The sequence below is a fragment of the Ancylothrix sp. D3o genome, from assembly GCF_025370775.1.
GTDB lineage: Bacteria > Cyanobacteriota > Cyanobacteriia > Cyanobacteriales > Oscillatoriaceae > Ancylothrix.
In genome coordinates this window covers 214,016-238,455 of sequence record NZ_JAMXEX010000003.1, presented here as the reverse complement: position 1 = coordinate 238,455, position 24,440 = coordinate 214,016, and the positions used below count along the sequence as shown (strand labels likewise).

The following is a 24,440-nucleotide window of genomic DNA, read 5'->3' as shown; positions in this document are numbered from 1 at the left end:
TGTTCACAGCATCAAAGTAATTGCTGCCATGAACCCTAAACCCTAAACCCTACCGACTACATATTGCGAGAACGACCGCTAAACACCCGCTCTAGTTGTTTGAAATTCTCAAGCACACGGCCTGTTCCCAACACAACACAGGAAAGCGGATCAGCAGCCACATGAGTAACAATGCCGGTTTCGTGACTAATGAGGGTATCCAAGCCTTTCAACAAAGCGCCACCCCCAGCCAACATAATCCCTCGGTCAATGATATCGGAAGCCAATTCTGGCGGCGTGCGTTCCAGCGTTCGTTTCACGGCTTCGACAATCACCCATAAAGGCTCTGCCATACTATCGCGGATCTCCGGCCCTTTGATAGTCACCGTTCGCGGTAAACCTGACAAAAGGTGCAAACCGCGCACATCCATAATGGCATCATCATCTTCGACTGTCGGGTAGGCTGAACCGAGCTTAATTTTAATTTCTTCTGCGGTTCGCTCTCCAATCACTAGGTTATGAACCTTTTTCATATACTGGGTGATGGCTTCGGTGAGTTCATCGCCCGCCACCCGCACGGATTCGCTGAGTACGGTTCCTTGGAGGCTCAAAACTGCCACTTCTGTAGTTCCACCACCGATATCAATAATCATGTTGCCCGTTGGTTCAGCCACCGGCAATCCTGCACCAATGGCCGCTGCTACCGGCTCATCAATTAAATAAACATCTCTTGCCCCTGCTTGAGAAGCTGCTTCCATTACCGCTCGCCTTTCCACACCCGTCACCCCTGACGGAATACCGATCACGATCCTGGGTGATACAAGGGTTTTGCCTTCATGCACACGACGGATAAAGTGCTTCAGCATTAATTCTGCTGTGTCAAAGTCGGCGATGACGCCATCGCGTAGGGGGCGCAGGGCAACCACGTTTCCGGGGGTGCGGCCCAGCATTTTTCTAGCGTCTTCTCCGACGGCTAACGGTACTTTTAGGTTTTGGTCAATAGCCACCACCGAGGGCTCTTGCAGGACAATTCCTTTACCAGATACATACACTAGGGTGTTTGCTGTACCTAGGTCTATACCCATGTCCCGCGATAAAGATAACCGATTGAAAAGACCCACAAGTTTCTACGCCCCCAAAATCAAATGCTTTTTTTGTGTAACTACTGATGTAGCCGTGCTGGATTTTATTACGTTTTTTCCCCTGAGTCTAGTCTGGGCCGCTATTTTTTTTGGCCAACTGACTCGCAAGTTATAAGGATCATCCATTGCTTCGCCTACCCAATCCGGGTAATGTGATGGCCAATTGCCGCTCTGCCCGCTATTGTAGAGAGGCCCGCTTTTTTTTTCAAGGGGCGCAGGTGTTGTTTTTTTTTAAGTTCCGTTCGGTTACTCGAAAAACCACCGCAACTATCAACAATCACCCCTAAGTTACTTACTGTGTCGATCCTTAGCTAAGATCAGTGCAGCACATCAAGACATACAAGCAATATGAGTCTTAATATCGTCCATTTGGTAGGCCGTGCCGGCCAAGACCCTGACATGAAATATTTTGAGTCTGGTACTGTTAAGTGCAATTTAACGTTAGCGGTTGACAGAAGAACTCGTAATAAAGAGGAGCCTGATTGGTTTACTTTGGAAATTTGGGGAAAAACGGCAGAGATTGCTGGTAGCTATGTCCGCAAGGGTAGTTTAATCGGTGTCACCGGCTCTCTAAAATTTGACTATTGGCAAGATCGCAACTCCGGCTCCCAACGTTCTAAGCCGGTGATTAAAGTTGAGAAGTTGGATCTCTTGGGTTCTAAACGCGATAACGAGGCGGCTATGATGAACGGTGGCACCGGCTATGCGGGTGGCGAAATTTAGCCGCCTATTCTGCCTCAATATCTTATTTGCAGGGTGACGCTTGCTTCGACTTGCTGCTCACCTCCCTCTATTGGTGTTGAGGCTGCCATTTCTGCTCTTGCATCGGCAAATTTTGGCATCGGCACCGGCACCGGCGGCGGTGCATAGGCTCCATTAATTTGTATGCCTATAACTTCTCCTGCTCTTAAATTCAAGGCGCTCAAAACGGCATCTGCTTGTTTTTGTGCGTCTTGTGTTGCTTCTTTTAAGGCTTGTTGTTGGGCTGTGGAAATTGCACTGTCTGAAGCTATAAAACTTACTCCATCAATGCGTGTTGCACCGGCTTTTACGGCTTCGTCTAATAGGTTTCCTGCGTTGCCGGTGGGAATACGAAAACTAACGGTATTTGTGGCACTATAGCCGGTGAGTTTTTGGGTGTTATTTTCATAGCTATAAATTGGGTTTAAATTAATGCCGGTGGTTTCCAATTTTTCCACATTCCGCGATTTTAATAATGTCACGACGGCTGTTGAACGTTTGGCGGCTTCTTGTTGTGCTTCTTGGGCTGTTTTTGCCTGAACTTCTACGCCTAAGCGCACTTGGGTGATGGTTGTCGGGATTAATTCTACACCTCTGCCGGTTACTGTTAAGGTTCGCACGGGTACTCCTTGGATAATTTGATTTTGCTCTTGTGGGTTTCGCTGTTGAGCCAATACTGGCAATGTTAAACTCAAGCTTAGCAAACTCAAGGCTATGGGCAAAACTTGCAGGACGGTTCGAGAGCTAATTTTGCTTAAGCTTGCAAGATTTACAGACATGGATAATTTTCTCCTCACTCAATAATTTTTGCATCTCAGTGGTGCCGGTGTCTCGCCTGCGGCGGTAATCAGCAATCGCTGGCAAGATGCCCGCGCCACTCTTACAGATGCTTTTTGTTGTATGGTTCTACTGTGGCACTGCTTAATCCTGTAGGTTCGATAGGTTACAGTTTTAGTAACTGCTTTGGAGTTTGACTTGATGTTTTTTGCCTTTTCCCCAATCCCCAAACCTTCATCACTACTATGAATTATTGGTTGTTAAAAAGCGAACCTGATGAGTATTCTTATACAGATTTAGTTCAGGAAACTAAGGCAGTTTGGAATGGAGTTAATAATGCTTTAGCTCTCAAAAATATGCGTTCTATGATGCCTGGTGATTTAGCGTTATTTTACCATACCGGCAAACAAAGACAAGTTGTAGGAATTGCGGAAATAATGAGCGAAGCTTACCCCGATCCAGCCTTAAATGATCCTAAGCGTGTTGTGGTAGATGTGCGTGCTGTGCGGCGAGTAAAAAAATTTGTGACTTTGGCAGAAATTAAGGCTGATAAGGATTTTGAGGGTTTTGATTTAATTCGGTTATCGCGTCTTTCGGTGGTAGCGGTTTCTGAGGCACATTGGCAGCGAATTCTTGCGCTTGCTGGGGTTGAAGATTTGGGGAAATAAGACAATATTTTTGGCTTGGAAATTTGGGCGAATTTTGGCTAAGCTGAGGGTGAGGAAATGCAAGTCAATTTTCCAGAGGTTGTAAATTATGGCTTATCAATTATCTGCGACAAAATTGCAGTCCTATCAACAATGTCCGCAAGCTTATTATTTCCGCTATGAAAGGGGAATAAAGCCTAAGAGTTTTGGGGGTGCGGATGCTTTAGGCAATGCTTTGCATAACACTTTGGCTGATATTTATTGGAAATGGTCTTATTTAGAACCAAAACCGCCGAGAAGTTGGATAGAAAAGTGCTGGAGTCAGCACACTTCAAAGTTGAAACCGGCTCAAGTTCAAGAAGGTGAAGAAATTCTCAATTTTTATTATGATTTTTTTATTGCTACCGAAACAGCAATGCGAAAACCTCTGGCGGTGGAGGGGCAAATTAAAGCTAATTTGGCAATAGCAAATATTGAGTTTGCGCTGTCGGGACGTTATGATCGCATTGATTGGTTAGAGGATGGGTTAGAGTTGATTGATTATAAGTCTAGTAAGAAGGTTAAGGAGTTTTTGCCAGAGGAAGTTGATTTACAGTTAGGGTTATATTATTTGGCTTTGGAGAAAAAATATGGCAAAAGTTTGAAGTGTCTTAGTTTGCTTTATCTGCGAACAGGTGATAAAATTACTTTTGATTGTGGTGAGTATCAGAAGGTATTGGTAGAAGAAACAATTAGTGAACTTGCTTTGAGATTGCGCGAGGATTGTGTGTGGGAACCGGCACCGGGTGAGCATTGTTCAACTTGTTCTTATTCTCGGTATTGTTCGGCGGTGCAAGAAAATCCAGAACCTTTGCCAGAAAATGCTAAAAAGCAGCGGGGATTGCAATTAGTCTTAGATTTGTAGTAAGTTATTAGGATAATTTTTTGATGAGCAATTCTCGATAAAAGCATGAAAAATCGTTTCAGTTTTGCAGGTTTATTTGCGCTGAGTTTAATGGTAAGTTTAACAGGCTCTCCGGTACAGGCGCAACTTTTTGATGGGCCGGTGGATCGTTTGCCGGTGGAGGAAAGAGTTGCTTTACGAGAAGGCAAAACTGTTGTCACCGGCGCTGAGGGAAAATTTGTCGGAAAGGTGTTAGTTGAGGCGACTTCTGAGGCGGTTTGGAATGTTTTAACAGATTATGATAATCTGTACACTTTTTTGCCGAATGTGATTTCTTCTAAGTTGTTAGAAACCAATGGAAACCGCAAAATTGTTGAGCAAGTTAGTAAGCGGAAAATTGTTTTAGTGGATGTACAGTCTCGCATTCGTACAGAGAATACTGAGATTGATAAGAAGCAAATTGATTTTCGGTTAATTGAGGGAGATTTAGGTAAACTTCAAGGTTCATGGAAAATTGAGCCTGTTTCTGACTATCCTGGGGGTGAAATAACGAAAATTTTAATTACGCAAGAGGTGGAAGTTAAACCCAAAGAAGGCACGCCTGAAGGCATATTTTATGATATTTTTCAAGGGGCAATGGGGGCTAATTTAGAGGCAATTCGTAAGGAAGTTTTGAAGCGTTCAACTAAGTAAAATTGACAGGGTTTTTACTAAGGTTTTATTTTTTGGCGAGAGAAAAATAAAACCCATCTTCGCTTCGGGAAAATTGCCGGTTTGGGTTGTAGGTGATGTGAGATAATCGGGAAATAGACTGGCCGGTTTAAGCAAATAAGCCGGCGGTTGTTCGCTTCTTATTCAGGAACTACCAAAAATGACTACACAACTCTCGCCATCCTGTCAAAATTTGGAAACTACGGTTAATTCTATTCTGCAATTGTTGAAACAAGAATCGGCTTTAAAAGGACAAAACATCACTTCGGTTCAAGCTTCGCTGAAAAAAGCAATTTCTCCGAAATTTGAGATTGTGTTTGCGGGTGCATTTAGTGCCGGTAAATCAATGCTGATTAACGCATTGTTGGGGCGAGAATTGCTTTATAGTGCAGAAGGGCACGCAACGGGAACAGAATGTTATATAGAGTATTCTGAACCGGAGAAAGAAAGAGTTGTTTTGACGTTTTTAAGTTTAGCCGAAATTCAAGAACAAGCAGTTGCTTTATGTCAGCGTTTGCAAATTAATGGACTTGTCAAAATTAATGAGCCTGAAGTGATTAAACTTTTGAGAGAGTTTGGCGAAAAAATTCTTCAAAAAGAAGGCGGCGAAGCGAAATCAGAACGAGCAAAACAAGCGAAAGCTTTAATGTTATTGGTGGAAGGGTTAGAGGCAAACAAAGAGAGAATTCATCCGACAAATAATAACACATTTTCGATGGAACAGTTTAACTTTTCCAACTTAAAAGAAGCGGCGGGGTATGCGCGGCGGGGAAGCAATAGCGCGGTGTTGAAACGAATTGAATATTATTGCAATCACCCGCTTTTAAAAGATGGAAATGTTTTGATTGATATGCCGGGAATTGATGCGCCGGTGAAAAAAGATGCTGAATTAACTTATCGGAAAATAGAAGATCCTGAAACATCAGCAGTCGTTTGTGTGCTCAAACCGGCATCCGAAGGCGACATGACAACCGAAGAAACAGAATTACTCGAAAAAATTAGCCAAAATCCCGGCATTCGAGATCGAGTTTTTTATGTGTTTAATCGCATTGATGAAACCTGGTATAATGGACAATTACGGCAGCGATTAGATGACTTAATTAACACCCAATTTCGGGATAGCAACCGAGTCTATAAAACCAGTGGTTTGTTGGGTTTTTGGGGCAGTCAAATTCAACGCACAAACGGCATTATGGATCGCTATGGTTTAGATACACTTTTTGCATCCAGTGTCAAGGGTTTGGATGGGCAAGAAGAAACCCCACAATTTGTTTATGCCTTTAATCAATATTGCGTAAGTTCTGGCAAACTACCGAGCAATTTTCGGATTTCACTTCATAGCTATGAAAGCTCCAATGACAATTATATCCGCATTTTGAGCGATTGGGGTTCTCCCTTGTTGGAGCAGTTAATTAAAGATAGTGGGATTGAGGAATTTCGCTCAGCAATTACCCGTTATTTGACTCAAGAAAAACGTCCGCAGTTGTTTGAAGCGCTGGCAAATGATTTACAACCAATTTGTGTAGCTTTGAGCCGCCATTATTTGGAACAATACCGCCATTTAGAAAGTCAACCGCAGGAAGTTGAGGGAATTAAAAATCAGCGGTTGGAACACTTAAATCAAGAATTGCGAAAAATTGGGGCCGGTTTACATGAGCATATCAGTCAAGAAATCAATCAGGTAATTACAAACCAATGTCCGGTTTTTGACGAAGATTTCCGCAAATTGAAAGTTAAAATGGTATCGCGGACAGATGAACTTTTAAATAGTTTTTCTGTCGAGGAAGCATACCGCCGCGCCACTCTTGCACATCCCCGAAATTCGACTGCGCCACTATTAGCAATTTTGGTAGAAGCATTTTATTTTCTGTCGAATGAATTAGAGGAAGTTTTGGCGACAGAATCGGAAAAAACGATTGGTAATTGGTTTGTTTATTTGCAGGAACAAATACGCCGATCTGAGTATTATCGGGAGTTGTGCCGGTTGATGGGAAGTGATGCAGGAGTTGAGAAAGCTTTTAAAGATTTAGAGGAAAAAGTACAGCTTACAATTCGTGCTGCTGCGAGCACAGAATGTGACCGATATGTGCGAGAAAGTTCCCGTTTTTATGATGAGGGTACATTTTCAATTTATCAGTTTCGTCAAGTGTTACAGCAAACCTCGCAGGCGTATGATTGTGGGAGTATGGTGGATGCAGAACCAGGAATCCGACAATTGATGAAAATGGATTTTGAACCAAAGGTAAAACAGACAATTCAAAGTACATTTCCGCAGGCACTTTATCAGACTTTGAAGATTCATGTTTTGCCGTTGGTTAAAAACTTGGAAGATTCAATTTTGCAACAGTATGATCGCGCTCGTTCGCATTTAGAAAAAACGCTGGAAAAAGAGGCTGTGGAGTTGTTGCAGCAAAATGAGGAACGTTTAGCAAATGTGGGAGGGGTGATCGGGGTTTATAATCAGGCAGTTGGCGATTTTAATGGCTGTTTGCAAAGTATGAGTTTAGATCGTTTTCAGTTGCCGGTGGTTGTTTTAAAAGCAGAGTAGAAAGAGTTTAAATTAACCGCAGATGTAAAGCAGGCAAGATGCCTGCTCCACAGATGAAGGCTGATAGATCATCTGCATTTATCTGCGTTTATCTGCGTTCATCTGCGGTTAATTATTTAAAGCCGGTGAGTTGGGTGGCAGAATATGGTAGATTATAAAAATAGTTGGAAAGAGGTAAAAAATGGCTCAGGAATTTAGGCCGGTGGAATTGAACGAGCGTGATGTATTATCCCTAACAGGCAACTTGTTGCAAGTTAGCGTATTTAAGTCAGCTTTAAAAAAAGCATTAAATAGAGATTTAGGCGAACAATTCTTATATTATCTCAACTATGATCGGCTAATATCTGAGTTTCCTGAACAAGCGTCCGAACATTGTTTTGATAAAGGCATGGAGTGTGAAATCCTAAGAGTAGGTGATAATTGGAAAAAGGGAAAAATAAGATTTAATGTAACAGTTGAATTTTTAACAGAGGAAGAGGAAGAAACACCGGCACCCCCTGAAAACGAATCACCCCTAGACGACATCCGCCGGCTAATGAAAGAATAAAAAAATACCGCTAAATAAGAAAACTCCCCGTCTCCTCATCTCCCCAGCAGCCAGAAAATTCGATATTTAAACAAGGATGAGTTTAAAAGAACCGTAGATAAACGTAAATGAACGCAGATAGCTCATCCGCGTTTATCTGCGTTCATCTGCGGTTAATTATTTAAAGCCGGTGAGTTGGGTGGCAGAATATGGTAGACTAAAAAGATAGTTGGGGGAGGTAAAAGATGGGTGAGGAATTTAGGCCGGTGGAATTAGACGATGGGGATGTAATATGTTTTGTTGGGGGTTGGGGAATAACAAGTGAACAACTTGTAACCTCCTTCCAAGAAGTGATTAAACATAATGAAAAAAGTAACCTCCAAGCCTTAGTTGATGAGGGGCTGATGATAGATGATGATAATGAATCTTATTTGTTGTTTACCAAAGGAGTCAATGCCGAGGTTTTAAGAATTGGATCTCAGGCATGGCAAGAAGGTACAATTAGAATTAAATACAGCATAGAATTTTCTCCCAACGAACCAGAAAATCCAGAAATTGAAGGAACACCGGCACCCCCCGAAAACGAATCACCCCTTGACGATATCCGCCGGCTAATGAAAGACGAAAATTAATCCCCTAAAAATATGAACAAAACTCCCCGTATTCCCATCCCCCCAGAAGTCAGAAAATACGTCTATCAACGCAATAACTATCAATGCCAAAGTTGCGGCAAAACTCACCAAGAAACCCAACTCAGCATCGACCACATTATCCCCCTCGCCAAAGGCGGATCAAACGATGTCAGCAACCTGCAAACACTTTGCCTTACCTGTAACCAAAAGAAAACCCATAAAATAGACCCACGTTTTAACCGGCACTTCGATATTTAAACATGGAAAAACCCTCAAACCTCCTCCTCAAACTCAGCCGGCAACTCTTCACCGACACCGGCGAACAAGAAACCTTTATCCACTCACTCCTCACCCCAAAAAAATTTAATCCCTGCATTCTTTGGACTCAAGAAAAACCCCAAACCTTACCCTTTGAAACAGCACCGGCACTATCCTGGCAACCCCATTTTATAGATCGTCTTTCCCCCACAGAAAAACCAGGCAAACACCCCCTCCACGAACAAGGATATTATTACTGCCTAGACTTCTCCTCAGTTTTTGCCGCATCTAGCTTATTAAGCATAAAAGAGCCGGTTAATATTATATTTGATATGTGTGCAGCCCCAGGCGGCAAAAGCATCTTTGCTTGGAAAAGTTTACAACCTCAATTATTATTATGTAACGAAGTTATCAGCAAACGAATCGGAATGCTGATTTCTAATATTAAACGTTGCCAAATTCAACCCTGCGCCGTTCTTAACCGTGACCCAGAATTTTTTGGAGAAATTATCCCACAAACTGCCCAAGTTGTGCTAGTAGATGCACCTTGTAGCGGACAATCTTTAATCGCCAAAGGCGAAAAAGCAGACGGTTGTTTTCATCCCGTAAATATTAACAAAAACGCCAACCGGCAAAAAAGAATCATCGCCAACGCCGCCCACATTGTCGCACCGCAAGGATATCTAGCCTACACAACCTGCACATATTCCCCCGAAGAAAACGAAAAAATTGGCGACTGGTTCATCTCCAAATTTCCCCACTTTCAACCACAACAAATCCCCCACCTAACCCCCCACCAATCTCATCTTACAGACTTAGCTTGTTACCGAATGTGGCCCCACACAGGAGAGGGCGCCGGTGCATTTACCATCCTCTTCAAAAATACCAACAGCGAACCAGCCAAACAATTGCCCAGCAACTTTTGGGACGAAAATTCCTTTAGATTTATTAATAGGACAAACGCAAAAAACCCCCTTTCTTAAAAAAACCGAATTTTTGGCCCCACAGTAAAATTCCTTTAGATTTGTTAATAAACAACCAGAATAGCTCCGATGGCCGCCAAAAAATCCCCCATAATTGTTGAGAAAAAACAAACAACACAAAAATAAACTTGCCAGAGGTGGTAAAAATGGTTAATATACAAAGCGCCATCAAAATTTAGACAATGGCATTTGAGAGAAACACCGGCCAAAAGTCCAACCCCACACGCAGCCGCTTTTAAGCCATGCGTCCTTGGACAATAAAAGCCAAAAAATAGTAGAGACGCGATATATTATTACAGTCTGTACACTCTCAAAGCCTTTAAAATAGTTGCAGTAAATTAAAACTTAATTAATCTGGTGCACCGGCTACCGCCACCACCAGACAGCGGAAAACAGCCCCATCGCCATTAAGTCGCCCAAAAAAAAGGCGCTTTCTTTGGTAGCCTAATTGCTGGCCCTTAAATTGTCGCTTCCCGGAATCTGGGAATAGACAGAAAAAGTGACAGACAATGGCGGTAAAGTCCAGACATAGAATATCGAGCCTCCCACCAAGCCGGTCAAAAACATTGACCAATGGTATTAAGAGCCGATAATTATTTAAAATGCTGGATAAAAGACTGTGCTGGGACGAACTGCTTTTTAGCATCAATCCCCCCGCTTGCCAACATAAAAAATGCACTGCGCTATCGGTCTATTGCTATCCTTATTGCCCAATTCGTAGAGCCAGGTTGTAGACATGGCCCCTGCCAAGATACTTGTCGTTGATGACGATCCTGCAATCCGTAATTTAATTTTGCGTTACCTCAAACAGCAGAGTTATGAAATGCAATCTGCTGACTGCGGTAAAACAGCGCTGGATGTGTTCGCGGACTTCAATCCGGATCTAGTGGTTTTGGACGTAAACCTGCCAGACACAACCGGCTTTCAGCTTTGCCAAGAAATGCAAAAGCGCACCGGCGTTTTTGTCCTCTTTTTAACCAGCCGGACAGACCAAGCTGATATGCTGAGAGCCTATGGGCTTGGTGCAGATGACTACATAACCAAACCCTTCCACCTAGACGTTTTAGCCGCCAAAGTCGCCGCCATCTTAAAACGCCAACGCACGATCATCCCCGCCGAAAAACAAACCCTAACCTTTGGGCAACTATTCATCGACCCCGTGCGCCGGGAAGTCACCCTCAACAATGAGACTGTGGCCCTAACTGCCTTGGAATTTGACCTGCTATATTTTTTAGCCAGCAACCCCAACAAAGTATGGCGACGCGCCGAACTCCTCGAACAAGTCTGGGACTATGACCGCAGCGACGTCGGAGATATGCGCGTCGTAGACGTCCATATCGGCCAAATTCGCCGCAAAATAGAAATAGACACCAGCCAACCATCCCTCATCCAAACAGTACGAGGAGTTGGCTACAAATTTGAAACAGCCACCGCATCTCTAGGTAAAACACTCGAATAAAACTGCTCCAAGAAAATATAAACCGCAGCCTATAGCGGATAAACGCGGATGGGTTATCTGTGGAGCAGGCATCTTGCCTGCTATACATCTGCGGTTAAAAAATCAACCCTCCCCCAAATAACTCAAAACCTTACCGGCCCACTCATTCCCCCGCCGCACACAATCGCCCAGCGCCACACCATCCGTATAATTTCCACACAAAAACAACCCTGGCAACTCCTGCAAACCTCGGTCAATCGTCTCTAAACGTCCCTGATGTCCCTTCGTGTACTGGGGGATGGCCCGTTTCCATAAATTCACCGCCAAAACCTTCGGCGACACATCATTTTTTAACAGCGTCTTGCACAAATCTTGATGAACCGCACGGGCAATCTCTTCCTTATCTAAATTGCCAATTTCCTTATCCGTCGAACCACCAATAAAATTAATTAACAAATTCCAGCCCTGCGGAGCCCGACCGGCAAACAAACTAGATGCCCATATTGTCCCTAGCGTCCGCACGCCTTGCCCTCTGGGAATCAAATTACCAAAACCTTGCAAATTCATTTTAAAAGCATCCGTTGGATATGCCAAAACCACACAAGCCACCGGCGGATACTCAATTTCACTTAAAGCCTTACTTACTTCAACTTGCAAGTTTTGCATCAACTCCGCAGTCACATAAGTAGGCGTTGTTAACACCACCGTCTTTGCCTCAACGCAACGCGAACCCTCTGGCGTGGCATATTCCGCTAAATAAGTGTTTCTTTCCGTGCGCGTTAAACGCAACAAATGCCAGTTTAACTTCACTGCATCGCCTAATTCCTTGGCAATAGCCTCTGGCAACATCTGCATACCGGCCCGAAAGGAACCCAACTCTCCGGGGCGAGTTTGGGGAATGCTTGCATCAATTGGCGCTTTCTTTTTCCCCTTGGGACGCGATAACAAGGCACCGGCCATCAAACCACCACCAGACTCAGCCAGTTTTGCCACTCTGGCAAAGGCAGAATAAGCGCTGAGTTGAGTTGGATCGCCGGCATACACCCCAGAAACAAAAGGCTGAACCATTCTTTCGAGAACTTCTGACCCCAAATGCCGGCCAAAAAACTCCGCTACGCTTTCCTCAGCGCCTCCCATCGCCGGGGGAACAAACCCCAAGGCACCAAAAGCGGCGCGTAACTTGCCGCGCCAACTCAGCAATTTTGTGCTAATAGCAGCCGGTGGACTCATCGGCACCGCTAATAACTGATTTTTCCAATAGACAAAACGCGGTAACTTACGATCTGCAAAAACCAAATCGTCTTTTAAACCCACCTCCACCGCCAATTTCAAAAGTGCCGGTGTTGGGGAAAAACTATTTGGCCCTTCTTCCCAAATAAACCCATCCCCCGCAGAAGTCACGATGCGTCCGCCTACTCGTCCCTGGGTTTCTGTCACCCAAAATTGCCTTTGGTGAGGAGATGCGTTTTTTTTGAGGGCGTGGGCCAAAGACAGGCCGGTAATTCCAGCCCCGACAATCAGCGTATCGATGAGATTGGTTTGATGCAGCGGTTCAGTTACTTGCATTTTGCTCAAAAAGTATTTTGATTAAGCGGTGTGGCGAAACAGCGATTCTAGGTAAACTCTGGCTGCTTGCCGATAGCAGCGCGATGCGTCTGGCGTCGCACTGTTACCATTTTGCAGCAAAAACAGCGACAAAGCTGAGGTAAAAACTCGGTCTTGATCCCAGTCTGGATGGCTGTCTAAATAGGTTTTGAGTGATTCGTGCAATTCTTCGGGTATTTCCGCCAGGATGCTGATGTTGGTCTTCATAATTCCTCCTTTGGGGGCAAAATGTATCTTCAAGTTTTCGGCGAAGTTGGATTTTAGGTGCTTGAAATTTGCCTAGCTTCCTCACCCAAAGCTAGTTTCAGGAAGTGTCACCCGTGATATTTCCTTGCAAATATAAGGCAAAAGAGCAGTTTTTTAGGTGCCGTTTGCTTTTGCCATCACTCTCGTTGCGGAGGCAAATGTTTTAGCGTGGCTGCAACATTGTCCGCTATCAGGGGGGTGGGTTGTCAATGCTGCGAAATGTTACAGACCCAGGCAAACACGGTCTACCTCTCACGAAACAATAAGGGTTATAACACTATTTTTGTTACAAAACTTCATTAAACTCTCTCCACCGGCCCCCCCAAAATTCCCTCTGCCAGATATCCCCAACCCAACACTCGCGCTTGCGGCGTAGCCTTGTTGCCTGTGGAAAACTCTGTCTAAATTGTGGAAAACCTGTGAGTCTCCTGTGGAATGTTTGTGGAATAGTTGGGGAAAATTTAGCCAAAAAATAAGAATTGCAACAGAGATGGTGCCAACATCCCCCATTAGGTTTGTTGATGCCAGTTCTCCGCTTGCTTGCCTATTACTTGCAATTGTTCAGTAATCATACGGTCGAGGTTATTTGAAATTTTTGGGAGGCTTTGATGTAGGTTACGGGGTAGCCTAAGCTTTGCAGTTCTATTGCAAAATCTCGCAGGGCTGACCAAACAAGGACAAGTTTTTGGCGGTGATAGGGTCTTTGGCGGATGTGGGCCAAGGATTCGATGAGGATGACTGGTGTGCTGGCCGGCTGATGGGGTGTTTGTAGTGCGGCTTGGCCGGTTGAGAGTTGGTCGCCTGCCGGTGGTCATGGAATTGCGGGGGTTATGGGGTGATCCAACCCAAGCGAATATGGGGTTGTGAAGTTCTGCAACAATTGCTTGCCGGTGGGGAGAAATTTTTTGTATCTTTAATTACAGAATTATTTTGTTTTTTGCCCTCTGGGTAGGCCAGCTTGAGAAAAAAAAGCCAAAGCAAGCCCCCAGTCGGCATCGTGCTTTAAAGGAGAAAACCATGAAACTTGATATCAAACCTACATTAAACGGCCAGTCGCCTTTTTATCCTCTCAGTGAAATTAAAGAGATTTGGCAAGAAAAATTTGAGCCGAATACTTGGGTAAAGTTGTTAGATGTTCCGAGTGCGTATAGTTTTGATGAAGCGCTTTTGTTATGCGGGCTTGAGGATGACCGGTGGGTGGTTTGGATACCGGATCATGGGGAAGCTGTTTTGCACACTGGGCAATTTTTGCCGGTTTTAAATTAATTGGCTGATGGACGTTGTAAATTACTGGCCGGTGGGCTACTTAATACGGGCTGAACATAACATCGATTTCCACAAGTAGGGAAGTCTGCCGGCAAATTTGAACTGTATTTCTTGATAACCTTCTGCTTTTAATAAAGCGGTGAGGGTGGCGACTGAGAAAAATTTTACATGACCCATATCCCACAAAACCGTAAAATGCTCATCCATTTTGCCGGTGAGGGCGATTAGCAAGTTTTTGAGGTAGCCGTGATAAGGAGTGCTGAGAATTAGAGAACCACCTGGTTTAAGGCATTGTTGGGCGTAGCGTACTAGCTCTTTTGGAAAGAATAAATGCTCGATGACTTCTACGCCAATGACAATATCAAAAGTATTGAGTAAATCTGAGGGCGGCTGGTCATAAATATCTGCTTCAATAAATTTACATTCGGGAAAACTTTGTTGAGCAATGGTAATGCCTTGTTCGGAACTGTCAAGCCCTACGACATCATACCCTTGTTGAGCAATAATATGGGTGAGACTGCCATTTCCGCACCCTAAATCCAGCACTTTGATGGTGGAAGAATCAGCAGGTTTTGCTTCCTTTAACATTGCTAAAAGGGGATTCATCAAATAGGGATGATGATATCTGGGTTTGCTGTCTCGATAGCGATATTCATATTTATGGGAGCTATTTTCCACCGCTTGACAGTCTCCTGGGATGACTATTAAAAGTTAAATTATGTGAATTATAAGGCTATTGTAGTCTAGGGTTGTGAGTCGGGTGGAGTGGCTGGCTGCTTTGTTAGTTTTTGGATAAGAATTTGGATTCCTAATGCCATTAATCCTAAAGCAGCGATGCCAAAAATGGCAGAACCTAAAGCACACATTCCGACAACGAGAGTACGGACAGCAATAGTAATATTCACAACCGTTATATTAGCAGAATGTACCGGCTTGTTGGCAAAAGTTTGAGCTATTGAAGAGGTGAGGAAATAGCTACCGCTTGCCATTGCACCGGCTACTAATGATCCGCTTACACAACTGAATACAGTGGGTTGTCCTTTGTCATTTGTCATTTGGGGTTTGTCATTTGTGGTCATGTCATTTGTCCTTTATTAGGAATCACCGGCGATACTAATGCCGGACGAAATAAATTTTGCTACCCATAATTTTAAATCTGGATCGGGTAAAGTGGTTTGGATTTTTTGTTTAAGATTTTCGGCTTGGGTGAGGGTGGTTGTTATGGCAAAGACTGTGGGGCCAGAACCAGACATCATTGCGCCTAAAATTGTTTCAGAATAACTTTCTTTTTCGTTTAAAAATGCTTGCCTTAATTGCTCAACTTGGGGGTAGGCCGGTAATACAACTTTTTCTAAGTCGTTATGTAGCAATTCGCCAATTTTGCGGCTATCTTGATGAGCAATTGCGTTGACCATTGGCCCGGAATGGACTCGTTTACCCCGGCTTTCTAGGGTTGCTATATCGCTTACATAAGTCTCGCTAAATTGCTCTTTATAGGTTTTATATGCCCAAGGAGTCGGCACGGCTAGGCTTTCATATTTACCTAGCACAACATATAAATTGTTTAATGGTGGTAAGGTGTCGAGTTCATTGCCGCGTCCGGTGGCGAGGGCTGTACCGCCGCTAATGCAAAAGGGTACATCGGAACCAAGCTGGCCGGCTAATTCTTCTAATTCTGAGTGGGTTAAACCGAGTTGCCAGATTAAATTTAATCCTACTAAAACGGCGGCGCCATTGGTGGAACCACCGGCTAATCCTGCGGCGACGGGAATATTTTTTTGAATGTGGATATCTGCGCCGCCATAATTAGCAAAACTTTTAGGAAATTCGCTGGCCATTAATTGTGCGGCTTTGTAGGCAAGATTTGTTTGATCTGCCGGCACTTGGGGATGATCGCAACTAAGGCGAAATGCGTCATTTCCATTGGGACGCAAAACAATTTTATCGGCAAGATCGACGGTTTGCATAACCATCGCTAATTCGTGATAACCATCGGCCCGAAGGCCAATTATCTCTAGGTACAAATTAATTTTTGCCGGTGCAAGAAGGGTATAGGATTGCATGGTTAGGGAGGAGAAATTGGGGAGGCAAAGACAGGCTCTTGGTTTCTTTGATTAATAATATTAGATAATGTCACCCAGTCGGTAACGCTGAGGTCTTCGGCGCGAAATTGGGGGTTTAAGTTTAAGTTTTCGAGTATTTTTGTGAGTTCCTCTCGTTCGATGACACCGGCCAGGTTATTTCGCAACATTTTTCGCTTACTAGAAAAACCCATTTTTAGCAAATTGTCAAGCAGTCGCGGATTTTGCGCCGCTATTTCTGGAGTTTGCGGACGCAGGCGAACGATAGCGGAGTCTACTTTTGGCGCGGGGTGAAATGCGCTTGCGGGTACATGAGCAATCAATTCGCAGCTTGCTAAATATTGTACCTTCACAGAAAGCGCTCCAAAGGCTTTTGAGCCTGGTTTGGCATATAGTCTTTCGGCGACTTCTTTCTGCACTAATAAGACAATTAAATCATAAGGATTTGGGGCCGGTTCGCTAATAGTTCCGAGGAGTTTTTCTAAAATCGGGCCGGTGATATTGTATGGAATATTGGCGACTACTTTTTTCGGGTTTTGGAAGGCGGGAAACAAGGCAATTTGGGCATCTAGGTCTAAGGATAAAAAATCGCCCTGTACCAATAAAAAGTTATCTTTTTGCCCAAGCTTTTTAACCAAGAATTCGCACAAATCTCGGTCAAGTTCAACGGCTAAAAGCGATTGCACTAAGGGTAAAAGTTGACGGGTGAGATTGCCGGTGCCGGGGCCAATTTCTAAAATTCTATCTGTTGGCAAAAGCGAGGCTGCTGTGACAATTTGATGGAGAGCTTTTTCGCTTTTTAACCAATGTTGGGCAAATTTTTTACGAGGTTGAGGCATTCTTCTGGATTTTCGGTTTTAAATTTTAGTATGCTGGGCAATGTCCACCGGCCGGCTTAAAACAAACAAAAAACTTTACGCTTGCAAGAAACGCAGGGATTTTTAAGTTTCAAGAGTATTTTTTTGCTCGTCGCCTTCTGTGATTTTATCTTGTTCAGGAGCATTTGTTGTTTCGGGTATATTTATAGGCATGACTAAGAGAGTAATTCCAGCAATACCAAGCACACTGACAGCATTTTTAGGTTCTAGTTTTGCTTGGCAGTTGGGATCATAAAAGCGAGCCGGCCAATAACTTCCGTCATATTTTACTCGTCCGGCTTGCTCAGTGGTAATTTCTTGATCAACAATTCCCTCTTTAGGCTCAGGGAACAAAGTCACAGAAGGAGCCATTACACTGCTGCTCATTTGAAAAAAAACCTTTTTATTAAGGCTAGATATCGGATCTTTATTTTAGCTCAATTTGGCCGCACTTATCAGCCAATCTAAGTAAGTCAACTTAATAATGTAGGTTGGGTAGAGGAACGAAACCTAACAGAGGCTTTGATGGGTTTCGCTTACGCTCTACCCATCCTACAAATAATTAAGTGCTTCTACTTATAGAAAAGCACATCTGTGATTAAAAACTCCAGCAAACTATACCCTATCCGGTTTATAAGTTAACCTATCTGTGGGGCAGGCATTCTGGCTGCCATCCATCTGTGCTTGAAAAAAACCCCCCAAACAAACGGCTTTTGACTAATCAGCCATTTGGGAAAAATGCTCTTGTAATAATTTGTGTTGAAAACGGTAGCGTCTACCGACTTTCTGCATTAAGAATTGTTGACTAACATAATCTAAAAACTTGCGATAATTCCAGGGAATATATCCTTTTTGCCATAAAATTATCCGCAAAACCAAATTTTTGAGAACCGGCAAAGCAATTAAATTGATTTTGGCTTTTGTTGCCGGTGGCAGCCAACTGACAGGAATATTGTCTAAACCAAACTCGCTTTGGTGATTTTTTTCCATTTGTTTTGCTAACCAAATTAGCCCAAAGCGGACTTTTTCGGGTGTTGGTTGTTTGCGGGAGTTGATTTGTCTGGAAAGTTGGCGGCGAATGTAGGCATTAAATAAATATTGGCGCATTTCTTCTTTTTCTGTGAGACGTTTCCAAGAGTGAATTAAAATTTCTTCATAAGCCAGAGTCATCATGTTTAAAAGCAAGGGTGTTTTTGCCAATTCTAATAAATTAGGTTCGGTTTCTATATTATGCCAAAGCTCTCGACTTCTGGCATTGATTAAATAGGCACGAATTTGGGTTTCGTTGAGGGGGCGTAGTAAAATTGCTGCTTTTAAACGCAGTCTGGCATTGCAGCTTTTATATTCTTTAAAACGCGTAGATACGGCTATAGGTATGGAATAGCTGGAATTTTCTACAAAGTGATTAATGGCTAAAATACATTTTTCTTGTCGATCTTCTAGTTCGTTTAATCCATCTAATAATAACAGCAATTTGCCGCTTTCTAACCATTGCCAGCCCTGATTGGTGGGAAGTTTGTATTTAGCATTTAGTTCGGAAACCAACCAACTAGCAAGGGGTTGATCTTCCCTCCAACCCATCAAATCAAATAACACCGGCACCGCAGCAGAATCATCAGCAAAAGCACGCCGGCATAATTCATTTGCTAAGTCTAAAAGCAAAGTTGTTTTGCCACTTCCGGGGGCGCCTAAAATCAACATTCTGCCCTCTGCTTGGTCAAAAACTGTGGTGATATTAGCTGCCGGTGGAAGTTCATAACGAGGCTGTTTGGCGATTTTTACGTCTATATCGGGGCGCAGTGTTTGTTTTGGCGGATCTTCTTGGAGAAGGGTTTTAAGAACGGCGTTGTGTAAAGTTTGTTGCAGCCTTTGGGTGATTTCTTGCTCAATAGCTGTTAATAAATCCAGTCTGCTGCCTTTAGCTGAGGGCTTAGATGACATTGCTCTTCCCCTTGGCAGCGCACATATCATGCCACCGGCAATCACAAACAAAAAAAGTGAAATCGAGGCATCGCGGAAGCTATGGAATAGTTGACCAGCAAACGATGCCAGCATAAAAAACAGAGGAAAGTTAACGGTGAACATGAGACAAAAATTAATATATTGATTTTTTCTAAAGAACTGCTCGCAGACGTAAAACTGCTGGCAGACTTGTAGTTATTTACATCAGCTTACTGTAGGAGACGCATCTGTGAAACACGAAATCCGCTACAAACCTTCCTTTGCTGTGGTTTTTGTAACTTTAGAACCCGGAGAAAGCATCACGGCGGAAGCGGGGGCGATGACGAGTATGGATGCTCGCATTTCCATGAAGACTCATTTCTCTGGGGGATTTTTCTCTGGGTTACTAAAAAAATTTTTTGGGGGTGAATCGCTTTTTGTCAATACCTTTACAAACCCAACCCAAGAACGTTTGCAACTGGTGTTAACACAATCAACTATCGGCGATATTGCTTGTATTGATTTAAGAGGGAATGGAATTTGTTTTCAACCGGGTGCTTATATTGCTCACACTCCGGGGGTAAATATGGGGTTGGGATGGGCAGGGTTTTCCAGTTTATTTGCCGGTGAAGGCTTATTTAAACTGCAATTATCCGGCACCGGCCAAGTATTTTTTGGTGCCTATGGTGGCTTAACCCAAAAACGAATTAACGGCGAATTTATTGTTGATAGCGGTCATTTAGTTGCCTATGAACCCAATATTAAAATGAGTTTGGGTTTAGCCGGTGGTTTATTTGGTTCTGTCACCTCTGGGGAAGGCATAATTAACCGGCTTTCTGGTTCCGGTGTTATCTATTTACAATCTCGAAGCATTGATGGGTTAATTCGATTTTTGCGGCCCAAAATTTTCTAAACATTATTTTCTAAACATTTCCTGATTGGTTAACTTACTTACCCAAACACAAACTCATTCAATGAATATTGATATTTTACAACAACCTGACAGCGCAATTGCTAAAATCACCCTGAGTGCCGGTGAAGAATTAATCGCAGAAGCCGGTTCAATGATTGCCATGAGTGGTTATATCAACGCCAGTACCACCCTCAGAAAAGGCAAAGGCGGGGGTATTATGGGCGGTTTAAAACGAATGTTAACCGGAGAGTCTTTATTTTTAAGTGTATTTCGTTCTCCCAACAGCGGCGGCGAAGTTTTTTTAGCCCCAAAAATGTTAGGTGATTTGCTTCATTATCGCGTATCTGAACCCGGTATAATTGTCCAAGCAACCTCTTATTTAGCTAGTGAATCTGATGTAAATATAGACTTAGGATGGCAAGGTTTTAAATCGATGTTTTCCGGTGAAAGTATTTTTTGGTTAGATATCTCTGGCCAAGGTTCAGTGCTATTAAGTTCTTTTGGAGCCATTTATGAAATCCCAGTCAACGGAGAATATATCGTAGACACCGGCCATATAGTTGCCTTTGAAAAATCCCTATCTTTTGAAGTCACAAAATCCGGCTCAAGTTGGGTAGGTTCCCTATTAGGAATTGGCGGCGAAGGATTAGTCTGCCGGTTTAAAGGCAAAGGCCGAATTTTTTGCCAAACCCATAACCCAAATGCTTTTGGTCAATTGGTAGGAAGTCAATTGCCGCCCAAATAACCAGAAAGTAATTTAAAAACTCCAAAAAGCCATCAATTAAACAAACCATCTATCAATCAAAACAACCATCAATTCATCTAATGGCGGGCAAGATGCCCGCCCCACTGGTGGAGCAGGCAGGATGCCTGCTATACATCTGCGGTAACAACAATATCCCCAAACTCTAACAAAAATGATCACAAAAATCGCCTACGAAATTGAGCACGCACCCTCCTATGCCTCTTTGCGATTAGATTTACAACCCAACCAAACGGTACTTGTAGAAGCAGGCGCAATGGCAGCAATGGATACCGGCATTAAAATGAAATCAAAAATGAAAGGCGGCATAATGAAAGGCATAGGTCGCATGATCAGCGGAGAATCCCTTTTTCTCAGCGAATTTACTGCGGAAAATCGACCAGCACAAATCTATATTTCTCCCGGCACCCCCGGAGATATTCGCCATTATTATCTCACCGGCAACAACAGTTTAATGGTTCAATCTTCGGGGTTTATAGCTTGCAGTCCAACCGTAGAAGTTAACACAAAATTTCAAGGATTCAAAGGCTTTTTTAGCGGCGAATCTTTGTTTTTAATCAAAGCAAGCGGTCAAGGAGATATTTGGTTTAGTTCCTATGGCGCAATTTTAGAAATTCCCGTCACTGGCGCCTATGTTGTCGATACCGGCTATGTTGTCGCCTTTGAAGATACCCTTGATTATCATGTCGAAATGATGGGAGGTTTATCATTTAAAGGGCTCAGAACCGGCATCCTTGGCGGTGAGGGGTTTGTGTGCCGGTTTCAAGGTCAAGGCCGGTTGTGGGTTCAATCAAGAAACCTTTTCCCCTTGCTCAATTTCTTAGACCCTTTTCGACCAGTAAAAAGCAACAATTAAATTAATTAGGGATTAACAAAAAAGCGTTTTTTAGCTCATGCCGTCAGCACCAAACCCGGTTTCGTCAAAGTTACCGGGTTTTTTGAAAAACTTTCCTTTCCCAACTCCCCACTACCCATGACAAGCGATAGAAATGCACCGCCAAGTAACCGACAACTACTAACTTTGTTAGGAATTTTTGGCGGTTTTATTATATTAGCGCTTTGGTTAATTTGGTTAGCTGTCGATAATATTGTTTGGTTGATTCCGCCACAAGTCGAACAGCAACTAGGGGCAATTATAGCCCCAGCATACGAAAAATTTGCTCAACCTTCCCCCGCCCAAGATACCCTTAATCAAATGCTAGACCGGCTGGAAAATAACTTGCCGGCAGCCAACCGCCAAGGACGTAATTATCAAGTTTTATATATTCCAGAAAAAACCATCAACGCCGTTGCTTTACCCGGAGATACAATTATTATTTATGCCGGTTTAGTAGCCCAAGCCCAATCAGAAAATGAATTAATGATGGTCATGGGCCACGAACTCGGACACTTTGCCAACCGCGATCATTTACGCCGCTTAGGACGGGGAATTTTAGTGCAAATCGCCCTTTCTAGTATTTTGGGAGATAGCGGTGCTTTAGGTGGTGCTGTTGCATCAGCAATTGAGTCAGTTTCCGGCGCTCAATATTCCCAAAACCAAGAACGTCAAGCCGATGATTTTGGCTTAATTTTATTAGAAAAAACTTACGGACAAGTAGCAGGAGCAACAGATTTTTTTGCCCGAATGGCTGCAAAGTCTGGCGGGGAGTTGGCATTTTTGGCAAGTCATCCATCACCAAAAAATCGGGTGGTTCGCTTGCAAAGTTTGATAGAGAAACGCAATTTAAAAATAGGCAAACTTAAGCCTTTACCACCAACCCTTGCCCAAAATAAAAAATAAAATTTATATCCTTCACTTCACCTTCGGAACCGCCCCAAAAGGAACATCCAAAAGCGAAAAACCTTCCCACCCTTTCGCATCAAAATGCCACCATTCTGTCGGAAGCGAAATAAACCCATATTTAACCATCACCTCCTCCAAAATACGGCTATTTTTTCGCGCCTTTTCACTCACATCCTTACCCGCATAAGTCCGCCAAGCTCGCTCACTAAAATCATCAAAACCACTCGGCATTTCTAACTCCTTTCCCTTACTATCCACCAAAGTCAAATCAACCGCCGCACCGCGATTATGACGCGAACCACGAACCGGGTTTGCCACATAACGCCCATCCGGTAAAGCTTCCCACATTTGCTTAGTCACAGACAAAGGCCGGTAACAATCATAAACTTTTAAACCCATCCCTCTTTTTTGCAAATCTTCTTGAACTTGAGCCAACTTTTGAGCCACACCGGCCCGCAAAATACAACGCGCATCTTTATAAAGTTTCCGCTTTAAAAAATTATTCGTTGTTGCATAGCGGATATCCAACTTAATATTCCGATTCACAGACCCAATATCAATCATCCGCGCCCAATCTGGTACAGTATAAGAAGTGCTTTGCTTGGCTGCTTTTTGGGTCAATGGCGGACGCGCAGAAGAAACAGCCGATGAAACCAGAAAATTTCGTCCAGCCACACAAAAAAAGACCGCCAGGAAAACAATAAAAAACTTTATCCAACGAGGTGCTTTCATCAATTTATACCCACAAGTTTATCTAATTATTCCCAGCAATTTTCTCCGGATCAGGTATAGTTGCCGGTGCAAACCTTTTTAAACCGGCTACATTTAAACCGGCCACAGTCTTATGCCCCAACCGATAAAAACATATTAACCCGCCCTAAAATTAATATCACTCTCCCCCCAATACGCTTTATCTCAATATCCATTACAAACAAAAACCGGAATGATTCTGCCATGAAAACTTATCAAAACAGCAAAAATTCACTTAAATTAACTTGGATCACTCTCTGCGCCGGCTTACTCACCGTTGCTTGTACACCAACCCAAACCCCCACAACTCAAGCACCCAGCCAGCCATCGCCCATCGCCAGCACACCGGCACCCCCCACCCCCGTCGCCACCCCCGTCGCCAAAACACCAACTCAAACCCCTCCAAAACAAGCCCCAGCCTCAATTCCATTAAAAACTACAAAACCCCAAGAATGTAAAATTACCAACGCCAAAATAGCCGACCCCAACCCCCCCGCCAACGTGCGATCCAGCCCCGAAGTCAAACCCGATAATATTGTTGGTAAAGTTGAAAACGGCAGAATAGTCGGCGTCTTAGCAGAACAAAACAACTGGCTTCAAATTAGCGAACCCCAAGGATGGATTTCTAAAACCATCACCGAAACCGAATGCAGCGAAAAAACCGAAACAATTTCCCTCACTTCAAACAGCAATTCAAAAACCATTAACGGAAGGTTTATAGGCACCGGCAGCCACACCTATTTATTCACCGCAAAAGAAGGTCAAACCCTCACCGTCGCCGTCCAAGAAGGGCCCTTACCATTCATCATTTCCCCCGATCAAAAAGAACTCACCGGCGGCGGCGACTACACCGGCAAAAAATCATGGACAGGAAAACTACCAGCCTCTGGCGAGTATAAAATTCAATTTGAATCAAACTTCCGAGGCTATAACTATAACACCACTGTCGAACTGCAATAACCTCAAAAAA

The 24,440-nt window shown here is 43.5% G+C and carries 28 protein-coding genes and 1 pseudogene; 17 read left to right on the top strand and 12 right to left on the bottom strand.

What is annotated here, in order from left to right:
* Positions 1-56: 56 nt before the first annotated feature.
* Positions 57-1,064, bottom strand: coding sequence for a rod shape-determining protein (locus NG798_RS08395; protein ID WP_261221884.1), 1,008 nt, complete (start codon positions 1,062-1,064; stop codon positions 57-59).
* Positions 1,065-1,469: 405 nt separating this feature from the next.
* Here NG798_RS08395 and NG798_RS08390 point away from each other — a divergent pair, with 405 nt between their 5' ends.
* A complete protein-coding gene (locus NG798_RS08390; protein ID WP_261221882.1) occupies positions 1,470-1,844 on the top strand; it encodes a single-stranded DNA-binding protein in 375 nt (124 codons plus the stop codon).
* A 14-nt stretch (positions 1,845-1,858) separates the two neighbouring features.
* On the opposite strand, the gene NG798_RS08385 is transcribed toward NG798_RS08390, so the two are convergent.
* A complete protein-coding gene (locus NG798_RS08385; RefSeq protein ID WP_261221881.1) occupies positions 1,859-2,641 on the bottom strand; it encodes an SIMPL domain-containing protein in 783 nt (260 codons plus the stop codon).
* Between the two features lie 243 nt (positions 2,642-2,884).
* Here NG798_RS08385 and NG798_RS08380 point away from each other — a divergent pair, with 243 nt between their 5' ends.
* The 9 genes from NG798_RS08380 to NG798_RS08340 all read left to right on the top strand — a co-directional run bounded on the left by NG798_RS08380 (position 2,885) and on the right by NG798_RS08340 (position 11,286).
* Positions 2,885-3,307 carry an EVE domain-containing protein gene (locus NG798_RS08380; RefSeq protein WP_261221880.1) on the top strand — a complete coding sequence of 141 codons (423 nt, stop codon included), beginning with the start codon at positions 2,885-2,887 and terminating at the stop codon, positions 3,305-3,307.
* 88 nt (positions 3,308-3,395) lie between these two features.
* Positions 3,396-4,190 (top strand): PD-(D/E)XK nuclease family protein, encoded by a 795-nt coding sequence (locus NG798_RS08375; protein ID WP_261221879.1) that lies wholly within the window; start codon positions 3,396-3,398, stop codon positions 4,188-4,190.
* 45 nt (positions 4,191-4,235) lie between these two features.
* A complete protein-coding gene (locus NG798_RS08370) occupies positions 4,236-4,862 on the top strand; it encodes an SRPBCC family protein (protein ID WP_261221877.1) in 627 nt (208 codons plus the stop codon).
* 178 nt (positions 4,863-5,040) lie between these two features.
* On the top strand, positions 5,041-7,428 hold the full coding sequence (locus tag NG798_RS08365; RefSeq protein ID WP_261221876.1) for a dynamin-like GTPase family protein: 2,388 nt from the start codon (positions 5,041-5,043) through the stop codon (positions 7,426-7,428).
* A gap of 181 nt (positions 7,429-7,609) precedes the next feature.
* On the top strand, positions 7,610-7,975 hold the full coding sequence (locus NG798_RS08360; RefSeq protein WP_261221875.1) for a KGK domain-containing protein: 366 nt from the start codon (positions 7,610-7,612) through the stop codon (positions 7,973-7,975).
* A gap of 224 nt (positions 7,976-8,199) precedes the next feature.
* Entirely contained in the window at positions 8,200-8,586 is a 387-nt protein-coding gene (locus NG798_RS08355) for a KGK domain-containing protein (protein ID WP_261221873.1), read from the top strand.
* Between the two features lie 12 nt (positions 8,587-8,598).
* Entirely contained in the window at positions 8,599-8,844 is a 246-nt protein-coding gene (locus tag NG798_RS08350) for an HNH endonuclease (protein WP_261221871.1), read from the top strand.
* 2 nt (positions 8,845-8,846) lie between these two features.
* Positions 8,847-9,827, top strand: coding sequence for an RsmB/NOP family class I SAM-dependent RNA methyltransferase (locus NG798_RS08345; protein WP_261221869.1), 981 nt, complete (start codon positions 8,847-8,849; stop codon positions 9,825-9,827).
* Between the two features lie 736 nt (positions 9,828-10,563).
* Positions 10,564-11,286, top strand: coding sequence for a response regulator transcription factor (locus NG798_RS08340; RefSeq protein WP_261221867.1), 723 nt, complete (start codon positions 10,564-10,566; stop codon positions 11,284-11,286).
* Between the two features lie 102 nt (positions 11,287-11,388).
* Here the strand turns inward: NG798_RS08340 and hemG are convergent, their stop codons facing one another.
* The 3 genes and pseudogenes from hemG to NG798_RS08325 all read right to left on the bottom strand — a co-directional run.
* Positions 11,389-12,831 (bottom strand): protoporphyrinogen oxidase, encoded by a 1,443-nt coding sequence (hemG, locus tag NG798_RS08335; RefSeq protein ID WP_261221865.1) that lies wholly within the window; start codon positions 12,829-12,831, stop codon positions 11,389-11,391.
* Positions 12,832-12,852: 21 nt separating this feature from the next.
* On the bottom strand, positions 12,853-13,077 hold the full coding sequence (locus tag NG798_RS08330; RefSeq protein WP_261221863.1) for a DUF2811 domain-containing protein: 225 nt from the start codon (positions 13,075-13,077) through the stop codon (positions 12,853-12,855).
* A gap of 607 nt (positions 13,078-13,684) precedes the next feature.
* Positions 13,685-13,858, bottom strand: a pseudogene (locus NG798_RS08325) (cryptochrome/photolyase family protein); the annotation flags it as partial.
* Here NG798_RS08325 and NG798_RS08320 point away from each other — a divergent pair.
* Both NG798_RS08320 and NG798_RS08315 read left to right on the top strand, forming a co-directional pair.
* Positions 13,858-13,983: a hypothetical protein gene (locus NG798_RS08320; RefSeq protein WP_261221861.1), complete on the top strand. Its 126-nt coding sequence runs from the start codon at positions 13,858-13,860 to the stop codon at positions 13,981-13,983. The pseudogene NG798_RS08325 and the gene NG798_RS08320 sit on opposite strands and share 1 nt — an antisense overlap.
* A gap of 150 nt (positions 13,984-14,133) precedes the next feature.
* Positions 14,134-14,382 carry a hypothetical protein gene (locus NG798_RS08315; RefSeq protein ID WP_261221860.1) on the top strand — a complete coding sequence of 83 codons (249 nt, stop codon included), beginning with the start codon at positions 14,134-14,136 and terminating at the stop codon, positions 14,380-14,382.
* A gap of 36 nt (positions 14,383-14,418) precedes the next feature.
* Here the strand turns inward: NG798_RS08315 and NG798_RS08310 are convergent, their stop codons facing one another.
* From NG798_RS08310 to NG798_RS08285, 6 genes are all read right to left on the bottom strand, one after another.
* Positions 14,419-15,060 carry a methyltransferase domain-containing protein gene (locus tag NG798_RS08310; protein WP_261221859.1) on the bottom strand — a complete coding sequence of 214 codons (642 nt, stop codon included), beginning with the start codon at positions 15,058-15,060 and terminating at the stop codon, positions 14,419-14,421.
* Between the two features lie 65 nt (positions 15,061-15,125).
* A complete protein-coding gene (locus tag NG798_RS08305; protein ID WP_261221857.1) occupies positions 15,126-15,461 on the bottom strand; it encodes a DUF3082 domain-containing protein in 336 nt (111 codons plus the stop codon).
* Positions 15,462-15,476: 15 nt separating this feature from the next.
* Positions 15,477-16,445, bottom strand: coding sequence for a 4-(cytidine 5'-diphospho)-2-C-methyl-D-erythritol kinase (ispE, locus tag NG798_RS08300; RefSeq protein ID WP_261221855.1), 969 nt, complete (start codon positions 16,443-16,445; stop codon positions 15,477-15,479).
* A 2-nt stretch (positions 16,446-16,447) separates the two neighbouring features.
* Positions 16,448-17,302 (bottom strand): 16S rRNA (adenine(1518)-N(6)/adenine(1519)-N(6))-dimethyltransferase RsmA, encoded by an 855-nt coding sequence (gene rsmA, locus NG798_RS08295; protein WP_261221853.1) that lies wholly within the window; start codon positions 17,300-17,302, stop codon positions 16,448-16,450.
* Positions 17,303-17,404: 102 nt separating this feature from the next.
* Positions 17,405-17,707 (bottom strand): NfeD family protein, encoded by a 303-nt coding sequence (locus NG798_RS08290; RefSeq protein ID WP_261221851.1) that lies wholly within the window; start codon positions 17,705-17,707, stop codon positions 17,405-17,407.
* Between the two features lie 330 nt (positions 17,708-18,037).
* Positions 18,038-19,261, bottom strand: coding sequence for an NACHT domain-containing NTPase (locus NG798_RS08285; protein ID WP_261221849.1), 1,224 nt, complete (start codon positions 19,259-19,261; stop codon positions 18,038-18,040).
* Between the two features lie 250 nt (positions 19,262-19,511).
* On the opposite strand from NG798_RS08285, the gene NG798_RS08280 reads away from it, so the two are divergent.
* From NG798_RS08280 to NG798_RS08265, 4 genes are all read left to right on the top strand, one after another.
* The gene (locus tag NG798_RS08280) at positions 19,512-20,174 is read left to right on the top strand and encodes a TIGR00266 family protein (RefSeq protein WP_261221847.1); all 663 of its coding nucleotides are present in this window, start codon (positions 19,512-19,514) and stop codon (positions 20,172-20,174) included.
* 61 nt (positions 20,175-20,235) lie between these two features.
* Positions 20,236-20,919, top strand: a complete 684-nt coding sequence (locus NG798_RS08275) for a TIGR00266 family protein (protein WP_261221845.1) — start codon at positions 20,236-20,238, stop codon at positions 20,917-20,919.
* 172 nt (positions 20,920-21,091) lie between these two features.
* Positions 21,092-21,793, top strand: coding sequence for a TIGR00266 family protein (locus NG798_RS08270; protein ID WP_261221844.1), 702 nt, complete (start codon positions 21,092-21,094; stop codon positions 21,791-21,793).
* A gap of 117 nt (positions 21,794-21,910) precedes the next feature.
* Positions 21,911-22,717: a M48 family metallopeptidase gene (locus NG798_RS08265; protein ID WP_261221842.1), complete on the top strand. Its 807-nt coding sequence runs from the start codon at positions 21,911-21,913 to the stop codon at positions 22,715-22,717.
* Positions 22,718-22,729: 12 nt separating this feature from the next.
* Here NG798_RS08265 and NG798_RS08260 read toward each other — a convergent pair whose 3' ends face one another.
* Positions 22,730-23,395: a M15 family metallopeptidase gene (locus NG798_RS08260; protein WP_261221841.1), complete on the bottom strand. Its 666-nt coding sequence runs from the start codon at positions 23,393-23,395 to the stop codon at positions 22,730-22,732.
* 279 nt (positions 23,396-23,674) lie between these two features.
* Here NG798_RS08260 and NG798_RS08255 point away from each other — a divergent pair, with 279 nt between their 5' ends.
* Entirely contained in the window at positions 23,675-24,430 is a 756-nt protein-coding gene (locus NG798_RS08255) for an SH3 domain-containing protein (protein WP_261221838.1), read from the top strand.
* Positions 24,431-24,440 lie beyond the last annotated feature (10 nt).